Here is a 21,771-nt window from a genome sequence, read left to right on the forward strand (position 1 = left end):
TTGAATTATGCTATTCAGGATGTTCGGAAAGAAGCAAGACAAGCTGCTGCTATTGGTCTAGCGGTGTCCAACTTACGTTACTATGATATACCAGGATCTTTAAGTGTTTCATTTGGGAGTGGTTTATGGCGCAGTCAATCTGCACTTGCTCTTGGTGCTGGTTATACATCTGAAGATGGAAATATTCGCTCGAATGTATCTGTGACAAGTGCTGGAGGTCATTGGGGAATAGGCGCTGGAATTACTCTGAGGTTGAGATGATAATAGAAAAAATGGCTGTTATTGTAAAAACGAGAAGTATGTTAGTAAAGGTTCTGCTGTTTGCTCTTGCCTTAATAGGCAAGAGCGAAAGCTTTGCCAACGAGAATAATAATATTTATACAGTGCATCCACCGCACTTATCGATACCTAAGGGAGAACCTGGCGAAACACGTCGAATTATTATGCAATTTTATGATTGGACTTTGATTTGTGACGAAAAACAAAAGCTTAAACATAAGCAAGGTATATGTAATGTGACACAGACGGTTCATGATCAAGAAGGAAATACCATTTTTAGTTGGTCTCTTGTTTCTACGACAAGTGGTCAAGCAGTGATGCTTTTTCGAACATTGCCAAATTCTGATATAAATGTTCCGATTCAAATGTTTGTAAAAGATGTTAAAAAACCTGTTCTTATTAATTATACGCAATGTAATGAAACGGTTTGTTTGGCACAATCACCTGTAGGTCCGGTTTTGACTAAACAAATAGAGCAGAACAATAAGGTACGTATTTCCTATAAAACTAAAGAAGGTAAGGTATTTTCTTTTACTGTACCATTTAAAGGGTTAAATGCGGCACTTAATTCTTTCCGTCCTTAGAATCCATCGAGTATTTTTAACAAGAGTCATTTTTCCATAAATTGTTGTATTATATTTTTGAGTGTAAATTATAAGGTCAGATAAGTAAGAAGTTTTATATAATATGATATCGAGGTGATTTATTGGAAAGAGTGAGAGTTTTATGAATATAAAGTCACAGTAAGTTCTTTATATGTAATAGAAAATCAAGTTAGTGTTTCCTATAATGCTTAAAGAGTGATTTCGTTAGTTATTAAAAGTAAAAAAGATTAGAAATACTCGATTTCTTCCTTACAATAATGAGTAGACTAAATTCTTTTTTTAAGCTTCAAATGGATTTTTAATGCGGTCTGATTAAGCATTAATATTTTTCAGATAAATTTTATAATTCTAGAGTTTTTTTGAACGATAGTTTTTATTGGTATTCACGAAATAACAGCTATTGTAATTGCATTTTGTAGTACTACGGAACTTTTATTCCAGCATAATCAAAGCCATTTCATTGCATATAACAAACGTGGTTTGTGTGTGGATAACGAAAAAAAATTTTTTTCTTATAAACCATACTAATGTATAGGTTGTTGTAACCTTAAAAGTCAGCAAATAGTATGATAGTGTAGGTTTGTTACAATAGATGTGTGCTCCGTGTAAATGGTATCAAGAAAAGAGCATAATTTATAAAAATTGATGTGAACGTAAACGATTAATTTATAGTTTTAAGTTCATAAAGAGATGCATGATTTCACGGAAACAACCGAAAGATTATACAAAAATCTGAATGATGTTAGTGTAGAAAATTTTAATGATAGAAAAAGAAAGAATGATTTCTTGTATATATCATTTGATGCTGCATTATTGCTTTATTTAGGAATGAGCAGAAGAGTTTTCGCGTTTATTTATTGGGGGAACGCTCAAGGGATAAGGGACATGACCCCGTTAAATTATGGTTCAAAAGAGTTAAAGCGAGGAGAAATATACGATACCAAAGCAGATCAGTTGTATGATCAGTGCAGTAGTAATACAAATAATCTTTCTGCATTGTCACGAACAGAGGCATACTCTGTCCTTGTTGATATAAAGAGACAACAGAGAAAAAAACATTATGAACAGAAACAGGTTTTTGTTCAATCTGAGGCAGCTTTTGAGTTTCATAATCAGATAATGATAGGTGCTCAAAAAACAAAAAAACTCAAAGCACCTTTTCTTCGACGGTTCCATCCAGTAAAATCTCCACCTCTTTATGCGGCACTTGATCTCGGAACAAATAATTGTCGTCTTCTTATCGCATCTCCCAGTAAACCTGGATATTTTCGTGTTGTTGATGCTTTTTCTCGTATTGTACGATTGGGAGAAGGTTTAATAAATAACGGTTTTCTTAATACACAAGCTATGGATCGTGCGATTGAGGCATTAAAGATTTGTCATTTAAAGCTAAAACAAAGGCATATTAAGCGTTATCGCTTGATTGCAACGGAAGCTTGTCGTTCTGCAGAAAATGGTAGACATTTTATTCAGCGTGTTTTGGAGGAGACAGGTCTTGAATTGGAAATTGTTGATCGGCGAACAGAAGCGCGTTTTGCTGTTACAGGGTGTAGTACACTTGTTGAACCAAATACTGACGCAATTGTGCTTTTTGATATTGGAGGAGGGTCATCAGAAATTGTGCTACTTGATGTTTCTCAAAAGCGTTCTTTTCGTTTAGCTAGACAAATTATCGCTTGGACTTCTCTTCCTGTTGGTGTTGTTACGCTTGCTGAACGTTTTGGAGGGAATGATATTAGCTTAGACGATTTTGAAAAAATGAAAAGCTATGTGCGAGGGTTATTAAATAATTTTTCAGATCGTCATAAATTAGGAGAGTTAGCACAAGGTTCGAAGTTTCATCTTTTGGGAACCTCTGGTACAGTTACGACTTTAGCAGGAATGTATCTTAATTTAGAGCGTTATGATAGGAAAAAAGTGGATGGCATTTGGATGAAGGATGCAGACATTACACTTATGACACAACGTCTATTATCATGGGATATAGAAAAACGTGTCATAAGTCCTTTTATTGGGCGCGAGAGAGCAGATTTAGTTTTAGCTGGTTGTGCAATTTTAGATGTTATTCGGGAAGTTTGGCCAAGTCAGCGTTTAAGAGTTGCTGATCGTGGATTAAGGGAAGGAATTTTGATAGAGCTAATGTTACGCGATGGGGTATGGTGTCGTCGTAGAAAGAGCAGAGATTTCAAGCGTTAGAGAATTAAATATGGAGACAATGAATAACGATGAAAAAAACAACAAAAACACCGAGAGGTGGCTATGGAGGTTCAGGGTCACATGAATTATATCAGCGCGTAAAAAAGAAAGCAGGAACCATTAAAGCTTCATCACGACGATGGTTAGAGAGGCATCTGAATGATCCTTATGTCCATCAATCAAAAGTAGATGGGTATCGTTCGCGTGCGGCTTATAAACTCATTGAAATTAATGAGCGCTATAGGTTTTTGAAAAAAGGTCAAAAGGTTATTGATCTAGGAGCAGCACCTGGGGGCTGGTGTCAGGTGGTTGAGCGTATAGTAGGGTCAAGTGATGAGGATCCTAGCGTTGTTGGTATTGATTATTTACATGTTGATCCATTACCTAGAGTTGCCATGTTGGAAATGGATTTTTTGCATACAGATGCACCGCAGAAATTAATTGAAACTTTAGGGACAAAACCGGATGTGGTTCTTTCTGATATGGCAGCGCCAACAACAGGTCATCGTCAGACGGATCATTTAAGAACGATTTATTTATGTGAAGTTGCGGCTGATTTTGCTCTTTCGGTTCTTAAGCCTGGGGGACATTTTTTAGCAAAGGCTTTTCAAGGAGGAGCAGAAAACACTCTTCTTACGATACTAAAACAGCATTTTAAAAAAGTCTATCATGTTAAACCACCCGCAAGCCGATCAGAATCAGTAGAGCTTTATCTTCTAGCACTTGAATTTAAGGGAAAAACAAAAATACAAGAATAGCGCCTTCTTTTAAGAAGACTTAACTTTACTTAACCTATTTAGATGTGATGATTTTTTTCTCAAAGAGTTATCGGCGATAGTGACAGTTTTTCTGTTATCAATGATGAAAAACTGGTAAAACTAATGTATTGCCTATAGAGGTAAAGAGATTGATTCCTCAGTGAGTGTTTCCAATGAAATTTCTTGATCAAGCTAAAGTTTATATTCGTTCTGGTAATGGAGGTTCTGGAGCAGTATCATTTCGTCGTGAAAAATTCATAGAATTTGGGGGACCTGATGGGGGGAATGGAGGACGGGGTGGTGATGTTTGGGCTCTTGTTGTTGATGGGCTTAACACGCTGATTGATTATCGCTACCAACAGCATTTTAAAGCAAAAACAGGGGGGCATGGCAAGGGGCGTAATATGACGGGTGAAAAGGGTAATGATGTCATCCTTAAAGTTCCGGTTGGGACGCAAATTTTTGAAGAAGATAATACAACGTTAATATGTGATTTAACGGAAGTGGGACAGCGCTATCGCCTTGCAAAAGGAGGGAATGGCGGTTTTGGCAATCTTCACTTTACAACATCGACAAATCGGGCACCGCGTCGTGCAAATCCAGGTTTGGCTGGAGAAGAGCGTGCAATATGGCTTCGTTTGAAGTTAATTGCTGATGCGGGGCTTGTTGGTTTACCAAATGCTGGAAAATCAACTTTTTTAGCTTCTGTAACGGCTGCAAAACCAAAAGTTGCAGATTATCCTTTTACCACTCTACATCCTCATCTTGGTGTTGTACGTATTGATGGTCGTGAATTTGTTTTGGCTGATATTCCAGGATTAATTGAAGGAGCGCATGAAGGTGTGGGAATTGGAGATCGTTTTTTAGGACATGTGGAACGTTGTCGCGTACTGCTTCATCTAATTTCTTCTCAAGAAGAAGATGTAGCAAAAGCATATCAAATTGTGCGTCATGAACTTGAGGCATATGGAAATAATCTAAGTGATAAAACTGAAATTGTTGCTTTAAGCCAGATAGATACTCTGACAATTGAAGAGCGTGAAGCTAAACGGGAAGCTTTGCAAAGAGCAGCGGATCAACCAGTTATGATGTTTTCTGCGGTTAGCCGCGAAGGTTTAGAAAATGTGCTGCGTGCTGGTGCACATATTATTGAAATGTCACGCAAAGAGGAGATCAGTGGGGATAGCAAGGTTGATTGAGATGGCTGTTGGATCGCAAAAACTTACACACTATAAACGTATTGTGGTCAAGATTGGATCTGCCCTTTTGGTTGATCCTCAGGCAGGTTTACGGGTTGAATGGCTTAAAAGCTTGATCAATGATGTTGTTGAATTACACAAAGGAGGCGTAGAGATATTATTGGTGTCTTCAGGTGCTATTGCTTTAGGAAGGACATTGCTACAGCTTCCTAAGGGGGCTTTGAAATTGGAAGAAAGCCAAGCATGTGCTGCTTTGGGGCAAATTGAGTTAGCAAAAACCTATGGTGATGCGCTTGCTCAACATGGGCTCAAAACAGGCCAAATTTTGCTCACTTTATTTGATACGGAGGAGCGAAGGCGTTATCTCAATGCACGTGCAACGATTGAGACGCTTTTATATTTGGGAGCTGTGCCTGTTATTAATGAGAATGATACTGTTGCAACAACTGAAATTCGTTATGGTGATAATGATCGTTTAGCTGCACGTGTGGCAACAATGGTGAGGGCAGATCTTTTAATACTTTTATCCGATATTGATGGTCTTTATACAAAGTCTCCCCATAGTGATCCTACGGCTGAATTTATACCTTTTGTTGCATCCATTACGCATGATATCGAAAAAATGGCAGATGTTGCTGCTTCAGAGTTTTCACGGGGAGGAATGAAGACTAAGCTTGAAGCCGGAAAAATAGCTAATGCTGCTGGAACGGCGATGATTATCACCTCAGGCAAGCGTATGAATCCTCTTGCTGCAATTGACAAAGGTGAACGCAAGAGTTTTTTTGCGGCAAGTAAGAAATCTGTCAATGCTTGGAAAACATGGATTTCTGGTCATTTAGATCCATCTGGTGTTTTGACGATTGATCAAGGAGCCATTAGGGCTCTTGAATCAGGAAAATCATTATTAGCTGCAGGGGTTATTGGCGTTGAGGGAAATTTCCAGCGTGGGGATACGGTTGCAATTGTTGGTACAGATGGAGTTGAGATTGCGCGTGGACTTGTAAGCTATGACAAAGATGAGGCTGTACGCATTATAGGACATAAAAGTGAAGAAATCGAAGCTATTCTTGGGTATGAGGCGCGCTCTGCTATGGTGCATCGTAATGATATGATTGTACGTTGCTTGACCAATACTGTTTAAAAAAGTTACTTTTGTTTTTATTGTTTTGGCAGAGTGGATGTTACGATGACTTTAGAAGAACAAATGAAAGATATGGGACAAAAAGCACGCTATGCCGCTGCAGCGTTAGCTGTTGCTTCTTCTGAGCAAAAGAACAATGCATTAGAAATGATCGCTTTAAGTCTAGAGGCTCAGTCAGATGAAATTTTACGGGCGAATTGTCAAGATTTAGAGAATGCTGCTCAGAATAATTTGAAAGCTGCAATGATTGATCGGCTAAAATTAGATGATTTGCGTTTACGTGCAATGATAGACAGTGTTCGCCAAGTTGCTCGTTTATCTGATCCTGTTGGACAAGTGATGGATGAATGGACGCGTCCAAATGGGCTTCATATAAGTCGTGTACGAACACCTCTTGGTGTGATTGGCATTATTTATGAAAGTCGTCCCAATGTTACAATTGATGCGAGTTCTTTGTGCTTAAAAGCAGGTAATGCTGCGATTTTGCGCGGTGGTTCGGATAGCTTTCATTCTTCTCATGCTCTTCATTTAGCTTTGGTACAAGGTTTAGAGCGCTCTGGTTTACCCAAAGATGCTATCCAAATGGTTGGAACGACAGATCGTGCTGTCGTTGGGGAAATGCTCAAAGGATTGGATGGAGCGATTGATGTGATCGTACCACGTGGTGGAAAGAGCCTTGTTGCTCGTGTTCAGTCTGATGCACGTGTTCCAATTTTTGCTCATTTGGAGGGACTTTGTCATATTTATATTGATAAATCGGCAGATTTAGATATGGCACGCAATATTGTTTTAAATGCAAAGCTGCGGCGAACAGGGATATGCGGTGCTGTTGAGACAGTTCTCATTGACGGCCAAGCATTAAAAAAATTTCTTCCTGTTTTAACTGCTTTACAGGAAAAGGGGTGTGAAATTCGTGCCACAGAAGATATTGTTTTTCTTATGCCAGATGTCAAATTAGCTTCTGAAGAAGATTGGTCGCATGAATATCTTGATGCTATTCTTTCTGTTAAAACGGTTGAGGGTGTTGAGGGAGCCATTTCTCATATTAAGCGTTATTCATCAGGACATACGGAATCGATTATTGCTGAGGATTTGGAAGTGGTGAAGAATTTTTTTAATCATTTAGATTCAGCTATTTTATTACACAATGCATCTACACAATTTGCTGATGGAGGTGAATTTGGTTTTGGAATGGAAATTGGTATCGCAACAGGAAAAATGCATGCACGTGGTCCCATAGGTGTTGAACAGCTAACATCATTTCAATATCACGTTAAAGGAAATGGTCAGGTTAGAGCTTGAGAACATCATTTTTTCCATGGAAAAATTGTATGCCACATGTTGAAAGATCTAATGTTGTGGGTCTTTTTGGTGGTTCCTTTAATCCACCGCATGCGGGGCATCTTCTTGTTGCAAAAATTGCCATTCGGCGTTTGCATCTTGATCAGTTATGGTGGATGATCACTCCAAGAAATCCTTTAAAGGATTGTACACAGTTGCCCTCTTTAGAGGAGAGAATGCAATTAAGTTTTAAACTTATTGACCATCCAAAAATTCGCTTAACAGGTTTTGAACAGGCTATAGGGAGCAAAGTATCAGTAGATACGATTTTTCATATTCTTACCCATTACAGTGGCGTAAATTTTGTATGGATTATGGGGGCAGATAGTTTTGCGACGATACATCAATGGTATCGATGGCATGATATCGTCTCTATGCTTCCTATTGCGATTATTGATCGTCCTTTAGGCAATCGGTCAGCACTTTCTTCTCCTATGGCACATATTTATCGCCGTTTTCGTTTGGATGAGAGAGAAAGTAAGCGATTACCTTTTATCAAGCCACCAGTTTGGACTTATTTGCATGGACCTTTATCTTTTCAATCTTCAACAAACCTTCGTTTGAAGAAGAATGATTTTTCTTGAACATTTCATAAGATTCTGCTTCTCTTTAGAGAAGTCTCTTTTTTAGATTCCACAACGATAAGAAAGGATATTGATCTGAAAAACGTTGCACACAAACACTCTTACGATATTATGCCTTCAAAAGAAAAAAAAGTTTTTTCTGTTAGTGAGAGTCTTGAAGTTATTCTCAAGAGTTTAGAAGATACAAAAGCAGAAGATATTGTTGCTATTGATATTCGAGGGAAGTCATCTTTGGCTGATTATATGGTCATAGCTTCAGCAAATTCGCAGCGTCATGTATCGTCTGTTGCTGATCATTTATTACATACTTGGAAAGATAGTGGGCAGGGGCTTGCGCGTGTAGAAGGGCTTGCTGGAGGTGACTGGGTATTGATTGATACAGGTGATATTATCACTCATCTTTTTCGTCCAGAAATTCGTCTTTTTTATAATTTAGAAAAAATATGGATGACGCCGGATTTAAACGATACGGCTTTGCTTCTCTTCGGAGATCATTAAAATGCAAATTTCTATTTTTGCGGTTGGTCGTATGAAAAGTGGGGCGGAGCAAAAATTAGTTCAGCATTATTTGGATCGTTTTTCTAAAATTTCTGGAGATGTAGGCTTTCATTTAAAAAAGTTACAAGAGATACCAGAAAGTCGTGCTCACACAGTTTGTCAACGTATGGAGGAAGAGGGGAGAAAACTTATTGAATTTTTACCTGAAAAATGTCGATTAATTGTGTTAGATGAGCGTGGAGAATCGATTTCGTCAATTTCTTTTTCTGAAAAATTGAGGTGTTATCGTGATGAGGGCATTCGAGATGTCGTCATTGCTTTGGGAGGACCTGATGGGCATAATGAACAAATAAAGAAGCGTGCTGATTTTCTTTTATCTTTTGGTTTGATGACGTGGCCACATCAAATTGCACGTATTCTTCTTACAGAACAACTTTACCGCGCTGTAACAATTGAAAATAACCATCCGTATCATCGTTTTTAATATTTTTGTGCAATTTTTAGCACTTATTTATATGTTTATTAATATTGTTTTAGCTGACACCATTTAAAGCATCTCTAATGTATACGATGAGGTGTCATGGTTTTTGCAAATGAAAAAGCTTCTTCATAGAAAGATGCTATATTTATATGAGGAGTGCGTCATATTTGTCATTCTGCTCTTGAGTATGTTTTTTTGCTTTTCTGTATCGCACGCGGAAGATACAATGAGGAGTACGGAAGTACATAAAGAATTAGGAGAAATTCGCCAAAATATTTCACTTTCGCGTGAGCGTGTTGCTTTTCTTATGCATCAAGTTGAGCATTTAAAAAAAGATCAACGTGTTTTGAGTGATGCACTCATAAAGGCGGCTAAAGAAGAACGTATAGTAGCAGATGATATTGCTAAAAGGGAAGAAAAGCTTAAAAAAATGATAGAAAAGCGGGTACAAGTCTATCAAAGTTTAAAAAATCGTCGTGCTGAATTTGCGGAAGTTCTTGCAATTTTGGAGCGTATGGGATTGAATCCGCCTCCTGCTCTTATGATACAGCCAGAGGACGCGTTGGCTTCTATACGTAGTTCTGTTTTATTAGGTACTGTTATTCCTCAGATGCAGGAGAAAACACGAGATTTAACAGAAAAACTCAAGGAGTTGACCAATTTGAGTAATTCCATTACTACGGAATATAAGGCATTAAAGACAAAACTGCAAAATCAAGCAGAGCAGCGAAAACGTCTAGAGCTTTTATTAGACCAAAAAAACAAACTACAAAAAAAATCAGAAAAAGAACTTACAGAACAGCAACAAAAAAATATTGCTCTTGCTAAAAAAGCGCAGTCTTTGGAAGAATTGATTTTAGAGCTCGATCGTCAGTCAAAACTTAACTCTGATGCATCAGTACAGGTACGGAAAAGTTTGCAATTGTTAGAACAGTCCAATTTTGAAAGCCGAAAAGGTTCTTTACTTTTTCCTGTTTCAGGAAAAAGAATACATCACTCTAACAAAAGTTCGCAGATTACGCGCTTTGGTGAAACGATAGAAACAGAGGCAGGAGCTGTTGTTATATCACCTGTGGATGCTTTTGTTGCTTTTGCAGGGCCATTTCGTTCTTATGGACAGTTAATCATTCTCAATGTTGGAAATGGTTATCATATCATTCTTACTGGAATGTCGAGAATTAATGTAAAACAGGGGCAATTTGTTCTTTCAGGTGAGCCTCTGGGTATAATGGAGATGCAATTTATTTCAAACAGTGTTGCATTGGATATAGGAAAAACTTCTCCAATGCTTTACATTGAGTTTAGAAAGCAGGGAAAACCTGTAAATCCAACTCCTTGGTGGCAGACTGAAAAAATAAGAAGGAGCCAAAATGATTCGTAAAGTTATTCTTTTGGTCGCTGGGGTATTGCTCGGCGCCTGTTCAATGATTATGGTGCAGTCTGTTGCTGCGAATAATGAAGATAATGCATATAAAAAGCTAGCTATATTTGGCGATGTTTTTGAGCGTGTGCGTATGCAATACGTTACAGTTCCAGATGATAAAAAGCTTATTGAAAATGCTATCAATGGCATGCTCACATCACTGGACCCTCATTCATCTTATTTGAATGCTGAAGAAGCCAAGGATATGCGGGATTCTACGAAAGGAGAGTTCGGAGGTCTTGGTATTGAGGTCACTATGGAAAAAAACTTAATTAAAGTTGTTTCACCAATGGATGATACTCCCGCTTCAAAAGCAGGTATTCTAGCAGGAGACCTTATTTCAAAAATTGATGATGTACAAACGAATGGTCAAACATTGAATGAAGCTGTTAATAAGATGCGAGGTGCTCCTGGAACACCAATTACCTTAACAATTATTCGTTCTGGTGTTGATAAGCCATTTGAAGTGAAGATTGTTCGTGATATTATCAAAGTAAAAGCGGTGAAATATCGGGTTGAGGGTGATATTGGATATTTAAGAGTTATCCAGTTTTCTGAGCAGACATTGAATAATCTTCTGGCGGCAATTAAAGATATCCAATCTAAAATTCCTGAAGATAAGCTAAAAGGTTACGTCCTTGATTTGCGGCTTAATCCGGGTGGGCTTTTAGATCAAGCTGTTAATGTTTCGAGTGCTTTTCTCAATAAAGGTGAAATTGTGTCGACTCGTGGGCGCAAAAAGAGTGATGTGACAAGATTTGATGCGAAGCCAGGTGATGTCATCAATGGAAAACCGCTCATTGTCCTTATTAATGGTGGTTCGGCAAGTGCTTCTGAAATTGTTGCGGGTGCATTACAAGATCATCGTCGTGCAACAATTTTAGGGACGCAGTCTTTTGGTAAAGGATCTGTTCAAACAATTATTCCTTTGGGTGAAAATGGGGCTTTACGCTTAACAACAGCACTTTATTACACGCCATCTGGCACTTCTATTCAAGGAACAGGGATCACGCCTGATATTATTGTAGAGCAACCACTCCCTGAAAAATATAAGGGTTATGATGTAAAAGTTGGTGAGTCTGCATTAAAAGGACATATCAAAGGAAAACGAGAGAGTAATAAAGGATCTGGTTCAGCTGCTTTTGTTCCCAAAGACCCTAAAGATGATATCCAGTTGAATGAGGCTTATAAATTGTTACGAGGTGAAATGGCAAATGCAGCATTTCCACCAGATCCCAATAAGGATGTGTTAAAGTGAGAATTGATATCTATAGCTTGCGATTTTGAGGAATATTAAATGGATGCAGGTATTAATTTGAAGGTTCTTCCATATCGCAAATGTGTTGGGATTGTTATCTTTAATCATGACGGTAAAGTGTGGGTTGGGCGTCGTTTAATGATGCCCATTCATGCAGATATTGAAATATCTCATCGTTGGCAGCTTCCTCAAGGAGGGATTGATGAAGATGAAAAACCATTAGATGCAGCATATCGTGAACTTTATGAAGAAACGGGTATTCGATCTGTGAAGTTGATTAAAGAAGCACAAAATTGGTTCCATTATGATTTTCCACAAGAACTTATTGGGTGCACATTAACAAATAAATATCGTGGGCAAATACAAAAATGGTTTGCTTTCCAGTTTACAGGAAAGCTTTCTGAAATTGCGATTAATCCGCCACCAGATGGCAATAAAGCGGAATTCGATCAATGGAAATGGATTGATCTAGAAACCCTTCCGTTGATTGCTGTTTCTTTTAAAAAGCACGTTTATACGAAAGTTGTCAGCGAATTTCGAGGTAGCCTTAGACCATTATAAAAGCTATATGATTACGAGAAAGCTTTTTTTATTAAGATGCTTTATATTATAATAAATAATAAACATGTTTCTCTTTTATGTAAAGAACAGGAATATAAAATGAAAAAGTTATTTAATTTACTTATAGTTTTTACTCTCTTGAGTATTTCATCTGTTGCATTTGCAACAAGTTCAAAACCTCCTGCATCAAAAGATGCGGCAGCGACATTGCCAAATGGAGCTTCTTCTTTGACTGAAACCTACGGTTTGTGGACTATTAACTGTGGTATACAAGAAGGGAAAAGAATTTGTTTTATGCACCGTCAAGAAGTGAATGAGCAGGGGCGTGTTGTTGTGGCTATGGGCCTTACTCTCGATGCTGAGGGTGTTGTATCTGGTAATTTAACAGTTCCTTTTGGCATTTTGGTTTCTAAGCCTGTTCGTTTACAAGTTGATGAGGGAAAAGCTGTTATCGAAACCGGTATCCGGACTTGTGTACCAGCAGGTTGTGTGGTTCCTGTCGTTTTTGACAAAAATCACGTAGCAGCTTTACGTTCTGGAAAACAGTTAAAGTTGGCGATGACAATTGCTGCTGCAGGTGAACCAGCTTTGAATGATTTATTTGTTCAGCTAGATGGTTTTAGCAGTGCTCTTAATCGTTTGACTGCTTTGCAGAAATAATTTTAAAACTAAAAGCGGCCTTTAAAAGGCCGTTTTTAGTTTGTTTGTTTTTTATATATTAATAATTAAGACGATGAGATTTAAGATTAATCCTATAAGGGATATTCAGATTTTTTGCCGTTTCTTCTATTGTATGTTCTATTTTTAATTTTGATATTTGTTTTCTAACTGCATCGTCATTAAATAGAGAGATGAAGAATTTAGATATCTGGTTTTTATTCAAGAAAAAAGAGTATTGAAATATAAAACCATTTTTTGATACACAGACCTGCTTTAATGAAGGTTTTCTATACGCTCTTCTGTTTCCTTGATTGAAAGGGATGACGCATGATTTATGCATTGCTTCGAACGATTGATTTGATTTTTGAGATTTATATTGATATTTTAATCGCTAGTGTCATTTTTTCTTGGCTTTATGTCTTTAATATCATAAATTCGCGCAATCGCTTTGTTGTTTTGATAGGAAGCTTTCTATATCGTCTTACAAATCCCGTTTTAAGCCGTATCCGGCAAATTTTACCAAATTTGGGAACAATTGATATTTCACCTATTGTAGTGTTCATTATTATTTATTTTATTCGTACTTTCATGTGGCGCGTTTACGCAAACATGTATTTATAGAAATATTACTTGAGGCGAATACATGTTTTATCAAGTTGATAAAAATAACTTGATTTTGTTTGTATATCTCATTCCAAAATCATCCGTTGACAAAATAATAGGGGTTGAATGTAGGGATGGTGAAAAACAATATCTGGTTATACGCCTTCGTGCTGTTCCTGAAGATGGAAAAGCGAATAAAGCTCTCATTAAATTTCTTGCGAAGCAATGGAGAATACCATCTTCTTCTATTTCTCTGAAAAACGGTGCAATATCTCGCTACAAACAACTTTACTTTTCAACACATTTAGAAGAGCTAAAGCAGATATGGCAATCCTTTAGAGATTGCATCTCGTAGAAAAAATAAAGAATAAAGCCTATTTTTAAATAGGCTTTATTTTATTAAAATCGTTATATTTTTTTATTGCGCTCAACAGCTTGCTTAATTAATTCATGCGCAAAGTTTTTATCACGCCATCCTTCAATTTTAGCCCATTTTCCAGGTTCCAGATCTTTGTAATGCTTGAAGAAATGTTCAATTTGTTTGAGTGTAATCTCGGGTAGATCTGTATAGTCATGAATATTGATATAGCGTTTTGTTAATTTTGTAGTGGGAATGGCAATAATTTTTTCATCTTTACCACCATCATCTTCCATCATTAGAGCTCCGATGGGGCGAACATTGATAACACAACCAGGCATAAGTGGACGGGTATTACAGATAAGGACATCAATAGGATCACCATCATCTGAAAGCGTATGAGGGACAAAACCGTAATTTCCAGGATAAACCATTGATGTATGAAGAAAACGGTCAACAAATAATGCACCAGACTTTTTATCCATCTCATATTTTATTGGTTGCCCACCAAGGGAGACTTCCACAATAACGTTAATATCTTCTGGTGGATTTTTGCCTACGGGTATTTCCTTAATATTCATAGAGACATCCTTTCTGGAATATAGTGAGGCTCAATACAATTAAATATTTTATAAATATTTTACCAAAGAGATTATGAAATTAACTTGAAATTGATGCACGTGTTTTTTCAAAACGTTTACGTTCATTAGGATCAAGATAGAGTTTGCGGAGACGAATATTTTTAGGGGTTACCTCCACAAGTTCATCATCTTGTATCCACGATAAGGCACGTTCTAATGTCATTTTAATGGGAGGCGTTAACTTTACGGCCTCATCTTTTCCAGAAGCGCGCATATTGGTGAGTTTTTTCCCTTTTAAGACATTGACTTCTAAGTCATTATCTCGTGAGTGGATGCCAATAATCATACCTTGATAGACTTTCACACCCGCATCGATGATCATAGGACCACGATCTTCAAGATTAAAAAGAGCATAAGCGACAGATTCACCGTTGTCATTTGAAATCATAACACCATTAACACGACCAGTAATGTCTCCTTTATAAGGTTCATAAGCATGGAAAAGGCGATTCATAATTGCTGTACCACGTGTGTCCGTTAAAAGTTCAGATTGATAACCAATGAGTCCTCGGGTTGGTGCATAAAAGACAAGGCGGACACGATTACCTCCAGAAGGACGTAATTCCACCATTTCGCCTTTACGTTCAGACATTTTTTGTACAACAGTACCGGAATATTCTTCATCAACATCGATAACAACTTCTTCGATTGGCTCAAGAGTTATTCCATTTTCATCTTTTTGCATAACAACACGTGGGCGTGAAACACTAAGTTCAAATCCTTCACGGCGCATATTTTCAATGAGAACTGCAAGCTGTAATTCTCCTCGTCCTGAAACGTAGAAAGAATCTTTATCGGCTGATTCTTCAATTTTAAGAGCGACATTGCCTTCTGCTTCTTTTAACAATCGGTCACGAATGACACGACTTGTTACTTTATCGCCTTCAGTTCCAGCAAGCGGACTATCGTTGACGAGAAAACTCATAGTAACAGTAGGAGGATCAATTGGTTGGGCAGTAAGGGGTTCATTGACAGTAGGATCACAGAAAGTATCAGCTACGGTACCTTTTTGCAGACCTGCAATCGCAACAATATCACCAGCACTTCCTTCTTCAATAGGTTGCCGTTCTAAACCACGAAACGCTAAAATTTTTGAAATACGCCCAGTTTCTAAAAGTTTTCCATCTTGTCCAAGAACTTTGACATTTTGATTGGGTTTTAGACAGCCAGAATGAATCCGCCCTGTAATAATTCGTCCCAAAAACGGATCCGCTTCAAGAATAGTTCCAATCATGCGAAACGGTCCCTCTGCTACACTAGGAGAAGGGACATGCTGCGTCACAAGATCAAATAAAGGACCTAATCCATGATCTTTTGGTCCTTCAGGGGCTTCAGCCATCCATCCATCGCGTCCAGATCCATAAAGAATAGGAAAATCAAGCTGTTCATCGGTTGCATCAAGAGCAGCGAAAAGGTCAAAAACCTCATTAATGACTTCATCAACGCGTGCATCCGGTCGGTCAATTTTATTAATAGCAACAATAGGGCGCAATCCTACTTTCAATGCTTTGCCAACGACAAATTTTGTTTGTGGCATTGGTCCTTCAGCAGCATCAACAAGTACAATGGCTCCATCAACCATATTGAGAATGCGTTCAACTTCTCCACCAAAGTCGGCGTGTCCTGGTGTATCAACAATATTAATTCGAGTATCTTTCCAAACAACAGATGTCACTTTCGCTAGGATTGTAATTCCGCGTTCTTTCTCAATATCGTTTGAATCCATCATACGTTCGCTTGTACGCTGATTATCACGGAAGTTTCCTGATTGCTTGAGAAGTCCGTCTACAAGCGTTGTTTTCCCATGGTCAACGTGGGCAATGATGGCAATGTTACGCAATTGCATAAATTTTCTTCTTTTCGTTTAATGAAATTTCATTTGAGGCAAAGTCTTTACATTCTTTGCCTGACTATTAAAAAACCTTTTACATGTTTTTTTATAGTTTTGGAAGATGGAGGTAATATTTTTATGACAAAACTATTTATCCAAGTCTTTAAGGCTCTATTAAGCTTCAATTGCTGGAGCTTCGTAAAAGGATTTTTATAGTGCGTATGTTCTATTCTCGAGCTAAGAATTATCCAAAAAATCACCGTCAACTTGATTTCTATCAATATGACACAAGGAGTTTATATGAGCTCTTGTAAGAGTAAGTAAGTATAAAGGTAGCCATATTATTGTTGTTGTTTTGCAAAGAGATTAATAAAAATCCGGAATATCTCTCAATCCATAGCCAATTTATTGACAACTGTACAACATTCTTATTCTAAATAAAGCTTTTTCTTATTCTATAACTTGTCAATCAAAATCCAGATCTAATGCAACCGTGTATTTGAGGTAAATATTGAGATGATTAAGAATTTTATAAGAAGTTCTAGCTTTTGTATGCCAGATTGGGGCAAGAGTTATATCTGTTTGATTTATTTATGAACCCGGAATACAGTCTTATTTAGAAAGAATATGAAGGCATCCAAAGAAAATTTCCATCTTTGCCGTTAATCCAATTTATGCTTTCAAAGGCATCTAAAGTAATATCTTTTAAACCATGGAGATAGTGCTTTGCCCCTCACACTTTTGTTAATCGTATTCTCTAATAGGAGCATGCTTTTCATGCCAAACAGAACACTTTAAACAGAATATACTTGTTGTTGCATATTCATGTACTTAAGAGAGATTGCTTAACGTATACTACATCCATTCCATGATAGGCTCATAAATGATATAATATACGCGAATAGTATACTATTAACGCCTTTGTGAAAAAATATAAAACTGTTGAGCATTATCATTATCATTCTTTCTCAGCTGTCAATATTGCGCCAGTTTTTGCTACGAGAAAGAAGATATAAGAAGTATTTTATTTTTTTCTTGAATAGTTTTTAGCCATACACCGATCTCGTTTGTGACTGGCAAGAAGATGACTTTAATCGATTTAATATGAGAAGCTTTATGATGAGGTAAATTTACGTTATTCGGAGCTGTTATTCAAAAAAAATAATAAATTATCTATGGAGCGGTGCGCTAGAAAATAAATAATAAAGCTTATTTTCTTATGGAAAGAATCTTAGGTTACATGACAAGATCTTTCCATAAGTAAGAGTTTTTACTTTACATGTTTAAAGAAGAGTTCCTGACAAAATGAGGGAAGCTACAGAAAAATAGATTATAATGCCCATGACATCTACTAAAGTTGCCACAAAAGGAGCAGAAGCACTTGCTGGATCAAATTTTAAACCTTTAAGAATAAAAGGCAACATAGATCCAGAAAGAGAACCAAAGGTAACGATTCCAACTAAAGCTGTACCCACTGTTGTCGAAATAGCAATCCAATGTTGTCCATAGTCGTAGATACCCAGTTTTTGCCAAAGAGCAATGCGCGTAACACCAATAATTCCTAGTAAGAGACCAAGGGATAGTCCTGTTGGAATTTCACGAATGATCACTTTCCACCAGTCTTTCAACGTGAGTTCACGTAAAGCCAATGCACGGATAATAAGGGATGTAGCCTGTGAGCCGGAATTTCCTCCTGAGCTCATAATGAGAGGTATGAACAGTGTAAGAATAATCGCTTTTTCGAGTTCTGTTTCGAAATGTTGCATAGCGCTTGCTGTCAGCATTTCACCGATAAAGAGTAAAGCGAGCCATCCGCCACGTTTTTTCATCATTTCAGGAAACTTAATTTGCATATAGGGCTTATTAAGCGCTTCCATACCCCCAAATTTATAGGCATCTTCATTCATCTCATCGACCATAGTATCAAGCACGTCATCAACGGTTACAATGCCAATGACATGGTTACTTTCATCAACTACAGGCACAGAGAGAAGATCATGGCGCTGGAAAAGGCGTGCGATATCTTCATGATGTGTGAAGGGCGATATTGTAATGGGCGAGTCATGGGTAGGGACATTAAGAATTAGTTCATCAGGTGAGGCAAGAATAAGGTTACGCAGGGAAACAGCTTTTAGAAGAGTACCTGTTTTAGGGTCAATTACATAGCTGGTATAAACTGTTTCACGTGTTCGCTCGACCTCACGGATGTGATCCAAAGTTTTTTGTATGGTCCAGTTTGAAGGAACGGCTATAAATTCTGTTGTCATCAGTGCCCCTGCTGTATGGTCAGGATAACTGGTGAGTTTTTTAAGTTCAGCGCGCGTTAAGGGGTTAAGCAAGGCATAAAGTCGTGTGCGGGTTTCTTTATCCATTTCTTGAAAGACGTCTGCAGCAGCATCGGCAGACATGCCATCAAGAATTTCAACAGCACGATTTATAGGGAGAAGTTCTAGGATGGCAGCAGGTTGCTCAAGCTCTGGTTTATCAAAAAGTTCGATAACATAATCAAGAGGCAGAAGACTAAGAATAGTTACACGTTCCATGCTATCGAGGTCATTTATGATATCAATAGAGTCTGCAAAATGCTGGTTCTTTAACTTTTCAGCAAGAGCTTCAGGAGAAAAATTTTTGAAGTCGAAGGCCGTTTTGATTTCAGTCATGATAAAGTACCTCCTGAAGAGTTGGAGAGTTATAAATCTAGATAATAGATGAGATAAAAACAAAAGTTTATGGAAGATTTAAAAAAAACTCCCCAGCTATATTCCCAATTGTTAATATTTGAAGTAAAGTCAAGGGTGAATTATAAGTTATAAACAAGTTTCTGAATCACTAAAACGAGAATACAGCTTAATTTGAGGATAATATAAAAGCGTAAATGTAAAAATCAGTTCTGATTTTTACCATCATTTCTTTAATGCAGTTTTGTGATTTTCAAAAGAATCTACAGCAATATTTTGTAAAGAGTGGAGATTATGCCTTTCTCCAAGTGTTTTTGTTAATATGCAATTCTATTGTGATGTGTGAGCGAATAATCTTTATTGCTTCAATATAATATGGTTTAAAATGAAAGAACTTTGCGATTTTCAGGTTTTTTATTCAATAGCGTTTTGAAAGGTAGTTTTGAAACTCACGAGATAGTTTTAGTATGTTATCAATTTGTATCGTAAAGATAATTGTTACAGTTTAAATTTATAATGGAGACATAAAGTATTATGGCAAAAGAAGCAGTGCTGGAGTGGAAGGGATTTTCATGTCTTCCTGATTTTTCTTCTATAAGTGATGAAGATTTTAAACCCGCTTTTGAACAGGCTCTTCAAGAAGCCGAAGAAGAACTAGAGGCGATTGCGATGGTGCAAGAACCACCAACGCTTGAGAATTTTTTACAGCCTTTTGAGCTTTGCGGCAAAGCGCTTGATCGTGTCTGTTCAATATTTTTCTTACGCACCAGTGCTCATACGAATGTATTAATTCAACAGCTAGAGCAAGAGTTCGTTGTAAAACTTTCTCGTTATTCTTCAAAAATGATGATGGATGCGCGGATATTTGCGAAAATAGATGTGCTTTATAAACAGTCGCAGCTGGGCATATTTGAGAGTGAAACAACACGTGTTCTTGAATTATGGTGGAAAAAGTTTGTTTGTCATGGGGCAAAACTCGATGAAAAAGCTAAGAAACGGCTTTTGGAAATTAATGAAAGACTTGCTTTTTTAAATGCTACTTTTGGACAAAATGTCTTAAATGATGAAGCTGAATGGATTCTATTTTTAAAACAAACAGACTTATCTGGTTTACCGCAAGATCTCATTGCTTCAATGAAGGAAATTGCGTGTGAAAGAGGCAATGAAGAAGCGTATGCATTAACACTAGCACGTTCGATTGTTGAACCTTTTTTAAAATTCTCTGATCGTCGTGATTTGCGTGAGGTTGCATTCCAAGCTTGGGCTAAACGTGGTGAAAATAATAACAAGAATGATAATAAAACAATTATTGTAGAGATTGTTGCGCTTCGAGATGAGCAGGCTAAATTATTGGGATATAAATCTTTCGCAGATTTGAAGCTCGATAATACTATGGCTAAAAGTGTTGATTCCGTTATGGATTTGCTTATGCCTGTATGGGAGCGCGCAAGAGCGAAAGCTTCTACTGAGCAAATTGACTTACAAAATTTTGCCAACAATCAGGGCTGCAATGAATCTTTAGCTGCTTGGGATTGGCGTTATTATGCTGAAAAACTTCGCACTGAAAAACTTTCTTTCGATAGCGCGGAGATTAAATATTATTTTCAGCTTGATCGTATGATTAAAGCGGCTTTTAGGGTAGCAGAAAAACTCTTTGGCATTACATTTGAAGAAAAAAACGCTGTTACACTTTGGCATCCTGATGCACGTTTGTGGGAAGTAAAAAAGTCTGATGGAAGTCTACTTGGGCATTTTATTGGTGATTATTTTGCGCGTTCTTCAAAACGCTCCGGTGCGTGGATGAGTAGTTTGCAATCACAACATAAATTGGATGGCGGACAAAAGCCTATTATCTACAATGTTTGTAATTTTGCTAAACCGCCCAAAGGAGAAGTTGCTCTTTTATCACTTGATGATGCACGTACGCTTTTCCACGAATTTGGACATGCATTGCATGGTTTGCTTTCTGATGTCACATGGCCATCTGTGTCGGGAACATCTGTTGCACGTGATTTTGTTGAGCTACCTTCTCAACTTTACGAACATTGGTTAACCGTGCCAGAGATATTAAAATCTTATGCTATACATACAAAAACAGGCCATCCTATGCCACAAGAGTTGATAGATAAAGTTTTAGTAGCACAGACATTTAATGCAGGATTTTCTGCCGTTGAATTTATCTCATCAGCTTTAGTGGATATGGCTTTTCATCAAGGCGAAACAGTCACTGATCCAACAGTGTTTGAACGCCAAGAATTAGAAAAGCTGCAAATGCCTGACACAATTATTATGCGTCATCGTCCCCCACATTTTATGCATGTGTTTGCAGGGGATGGTTATGCATCTGGTTACTATTCTTATATGTGGTCGGAAGTTCTTGATGCAGATGCTTTTCAGGCTTTTGAAGAAACGGGAGATGTTTTTAATTCAGAGCTCGCTGATCTTTTAAAGCGTTGTATTTACTCCGCTGGAGGAAGTCGTGATCCAGAGGAGCTTTATAAAGCTTTTCGGGGACGGATGCCTTTACCAGAGGCAATGATTAACAAACGTGGACTATAAGATATAACGGTATGGTTAACACCATGCCGTTTTCATATTATTCGAAAGGTGCAGTTGCGAGTTATGCAAATTTCCTCTTCATTATAGCTCTGTAAACAGAGTTTTTTATCTTATTCG

20 protein-coding genes are annotated in these 21,771 nt (G+C 37.5%); 17 read left to right on the forward strand and 3 right to left on the reverse strand.

What is annotated here, in order from left to right:
• From ACFIK7_RS09290 to ACFIK7_RS09365, 16 genes are all read left to right on the forward strand, one after another.
• Nucleotides 1-261: YadA-like family protein (locus tag ACFIK7_RS09290; RefSeq protein ID WP_375663274.1), on the forward strand; the 261-nt coding region annotated here is incomplete at its 5' end.
• On the forward strand, nt 258-863 hold the full coding sequence (locus ACFIK7_RS09295) for an invasion associated locus B family protein (RefSeq protein WP_273790643.1): 606 nt from the start codon (nt 258-260) through the stop codon (nt 861-863). The genes ACFIK7_RS09290 and ACFIK7_RS09295, both read left to right, overlap by 4 nt.
• Before the next feature lie 906 nt (nt 864-1,769).
• Nucleotides 1,770-3,080 (forward strand): Ppx/GppA phosphatase family protein, encoded by a 1,311-nt coding sequence (locus tag ACFIK7_RS09300; RefSeq protein WP_375643371.1) that lies wholly within the window; start codon nt 1,770-1,772, stop codon nt 3,078-3,080.
• 29 nt (nt 3,081-3,109) lie between these two features.
• Nucleotides 3,110-3,838: an RlmE family RNA methyltransferase gene (locus tag ACFIK7_RS09305; protein WP_375629986.1), complete on the forward strand. Its 729-nt coding sequence runs from the start codon at nt 3,110-3,112 to the stop codon at nt 3,836-3,838.
• Between the two features lie 173 nt (nt 3,839-4,011).
• Nucleotides 4,012-5,037, forward strand: a complete 1,026-nt coding sequence (gene obgE, locus ACFIK7_RS09310) for a GTPase ObgE (protein ID WP_273790640.1) — start codon at nt 4,012-4,014, stop codon at nt 5,035-5,037.
• A gap of 1 nt (nt 5,038) precedes the next feature.
• On the forward strand, nt 5,039-6,178 hold the full coding sequence (proB, locus tag ACFIK7_RS09315; protein WP_375631102.1) for a glutamate 5-kinase: 1,140 nt from the start codon (nt 5,039-5,041) through the stop codon (nt 6,176-6,178).
• Nucleotides 6,179-6,223: 45 nt separating this feature from the next.
• A complete protein-coding gene (locus ACFIK7_RS09320) occupies nt 6,224-7,480 on the forward strand; it encodes a glutamate-5-semialdehyde dehydrogenase (protein ID WP_375663275.1) in 1,257 nt (418 codons plus the stop codon).
• A 29-nt stretch (nt 7,481-7,509) separates the two neighbouring features.
• Nucleotides 7,510-8,103 carry a nicotinate-nucleotide adenylyltransferase gene (locus tag ACFIK7_RS09325; protein WP_375663276.1) on the forward strand — a complete coding sequence of 198 codons (594 nt, stop codon included), beginning with the start codon at nt 7,510-7,512 and terminating at the stop codon, nt 8,101-8,103.
• A 111-nt stretch (nt 8,104-8,214) separates the two neighbouring features.
• Nucleotides 8,215-8,601 carry a ribosome silencing factor gene (gene rsfS, locus ACFIK7_RS09330; protein WP_273790636.1) on the forward strand — a complete coding sequence of 129 codons (387 nt, stop codon included), beginning with the start codon at nt 8,215-8,217 and terminating at the stop codon, nt 8,599-8,601.
• Nucleotide 8,602: 1 nt separating this feature from the next.
• Entirely contained in the window at nt 8,603-9,085 is a 483-nt protein-coding gene (gene rlmH / locus ACFIK7_RS09335; protein WP_375631100.1) for a 23S rRNA (pseudouridine(1915)-N(3))-methyltransferase RlmH, read from the forward strand.
• A 133-nt stretch (nt 9,086-9,218) separates the two neighbouring features.
• Nucleotides 9,219-10,463 carry a murein hydrolase activator EnvC family protein gene (locus ACFIK7_RS09340; protein ID WP_375663295.1) on the forward strand — a complete coding sequence of 415 codons (1,245 nt, stop codon included), beginning with the start codon at nt 9,219-9,221 and terminating at the stop codon, nt 10,461-10,463.
• A complete protein-coding gene (locus tag ACFIK7_RS09345) occupies nt 10,453-11,763 on the forward strand; it encodes a S41 family peptidase (protein ID WP_273790634.1) in 1,311 nt (436 codons plus the stop codon). Before ACFIK7_RS09340 ends, ACFIK7_RS09345 begins: the two co-directional genes overlap by 11 nt.
• Before the next feature lie 39 nt (nt 11,764-11,802).
• Entirely contained in the window at nt 11,803-12,324 is a 522-nt protein-coding gene (locus ACFIK7_RS09350) for an RNA pyrophosphohydrolase (protein WP_273790633.1), read from the forward strand.
• Nucleotides 12,325-12,423: 99 nt separating this feature from the next.
• Nucleotides 12,424-12,984: an invasion associated locus B family protein gene (locus ACFIK7_RS09355; protein ID WP_273790632.1), complete on the forward strand. Its 561-nt coding sequence runs from the start codon at nt 12,424-12,426 to the stop codon at nt 12,982-12,984.
• 327 nt (nt 12,985-13,311) lie between these two features.
• Nucleotides 13,312-13,605 (forward strand): YggT family protein, encoded by a 294-nt coding sequence (locus tag ACFIK7_RS09360; RefSeq protein ID WP_375663277.1) that lies wholly within the window; start codon nt 13,312-13,314, stop codon nt 13,603-13,605.
• Nucleotides 13,606-13,627: 22 nt separating this feature from the next.
• Nucleotides 13,628-13,942 carry a DUF167 domain-containing protein gene (locus ACFIK7_RS09365; protein ID WP_375625575.1) on the forward strand — a complete coding sequence of 105 codons (315 nt, stop codon included), beginning with the start codon at nt 13,628-13,630 and terminating at the stop codon, nt 13,940-13,942.
• 53 nt (nt 13,943-13,995) lie between these two features.
• Here the strand turns inward: ACFIK7_RS09365 and ppa are convergent, their stop codons facing one another.
• The 3 genes from ppa to mgtE all read right to left on the reverse strand — a co-directional run bounded on the left by ppa (nt 13,996) and on the right by mgtE (nt 19,077).
• Nucleotides 13,996-14,526, reverse strand: a complete 531-nt coding sequence (gene ppa, locus ACFIK7_RS09370; RefSeq protein WP_273790629.1) for an inorganic diphosphatase — start codon at nt 14,524-14,526, stop codon at nt 13,996-13,998.
• A gap of 79 nt (nt 14,527-14,605) precedes the next feature.
• The gene (gene typA / locus ACFIK7_RS09375) at nt 14,606-16,432 is read right to left on the reverse strand and encodes a translational GTPase TypA (protein WP_375663278.1); all 1,827 of its coding nucleotides are present in this window, start codon (nt 16,430-16,432) and stop codon (nt 14,606-14,608) included.
• Nucleotides 16,433-17,700: 1,268 nt separating this feature from the next.
• Nucleotides 17,701-19,077 carry a magnesium transporter gene (gene mgtE / locus ACFIK7_RS09380; RefSeq protein ID WP_273790627.1) on the reverse strand — a complete coding sequence of 459 codons (1,377 nt, stop codon included), beginning with the start codon at nt 19,075-19,077 and terminating at the stop codon, nt 17,701-17,703.
• Between the two features lie 552 nt (nt 19,078-19,629).
• On the opposite strand from mgtE, the gene ACFIK7_RS09385 reads away from it, so the two are divergent.
• Nucleotides 19,630-21,654: a M3 family metallopeptidase gene (locus ACFIK7_RS09385; protein WP_375657921.1), complete on the forward strand. Its 2,025-nt coding sequence runs from the start codon at nt 19,630-19,632 to the stop codon at nt 21,652-21,654.
• The last annotated feature ends 117 nt before the right edge of the window (nt 21,655-21,771 follow it).

This window comes from Bartonella sp. CL266QHHD (assembly GCF_042195355.1).
In the GTDB taxonomy this organism is placed as follows: Bacteria; Pseudomonadota; Alphaproteobacteria; order Rhizobiales; family Rhizobiaceae; genus Bartonella.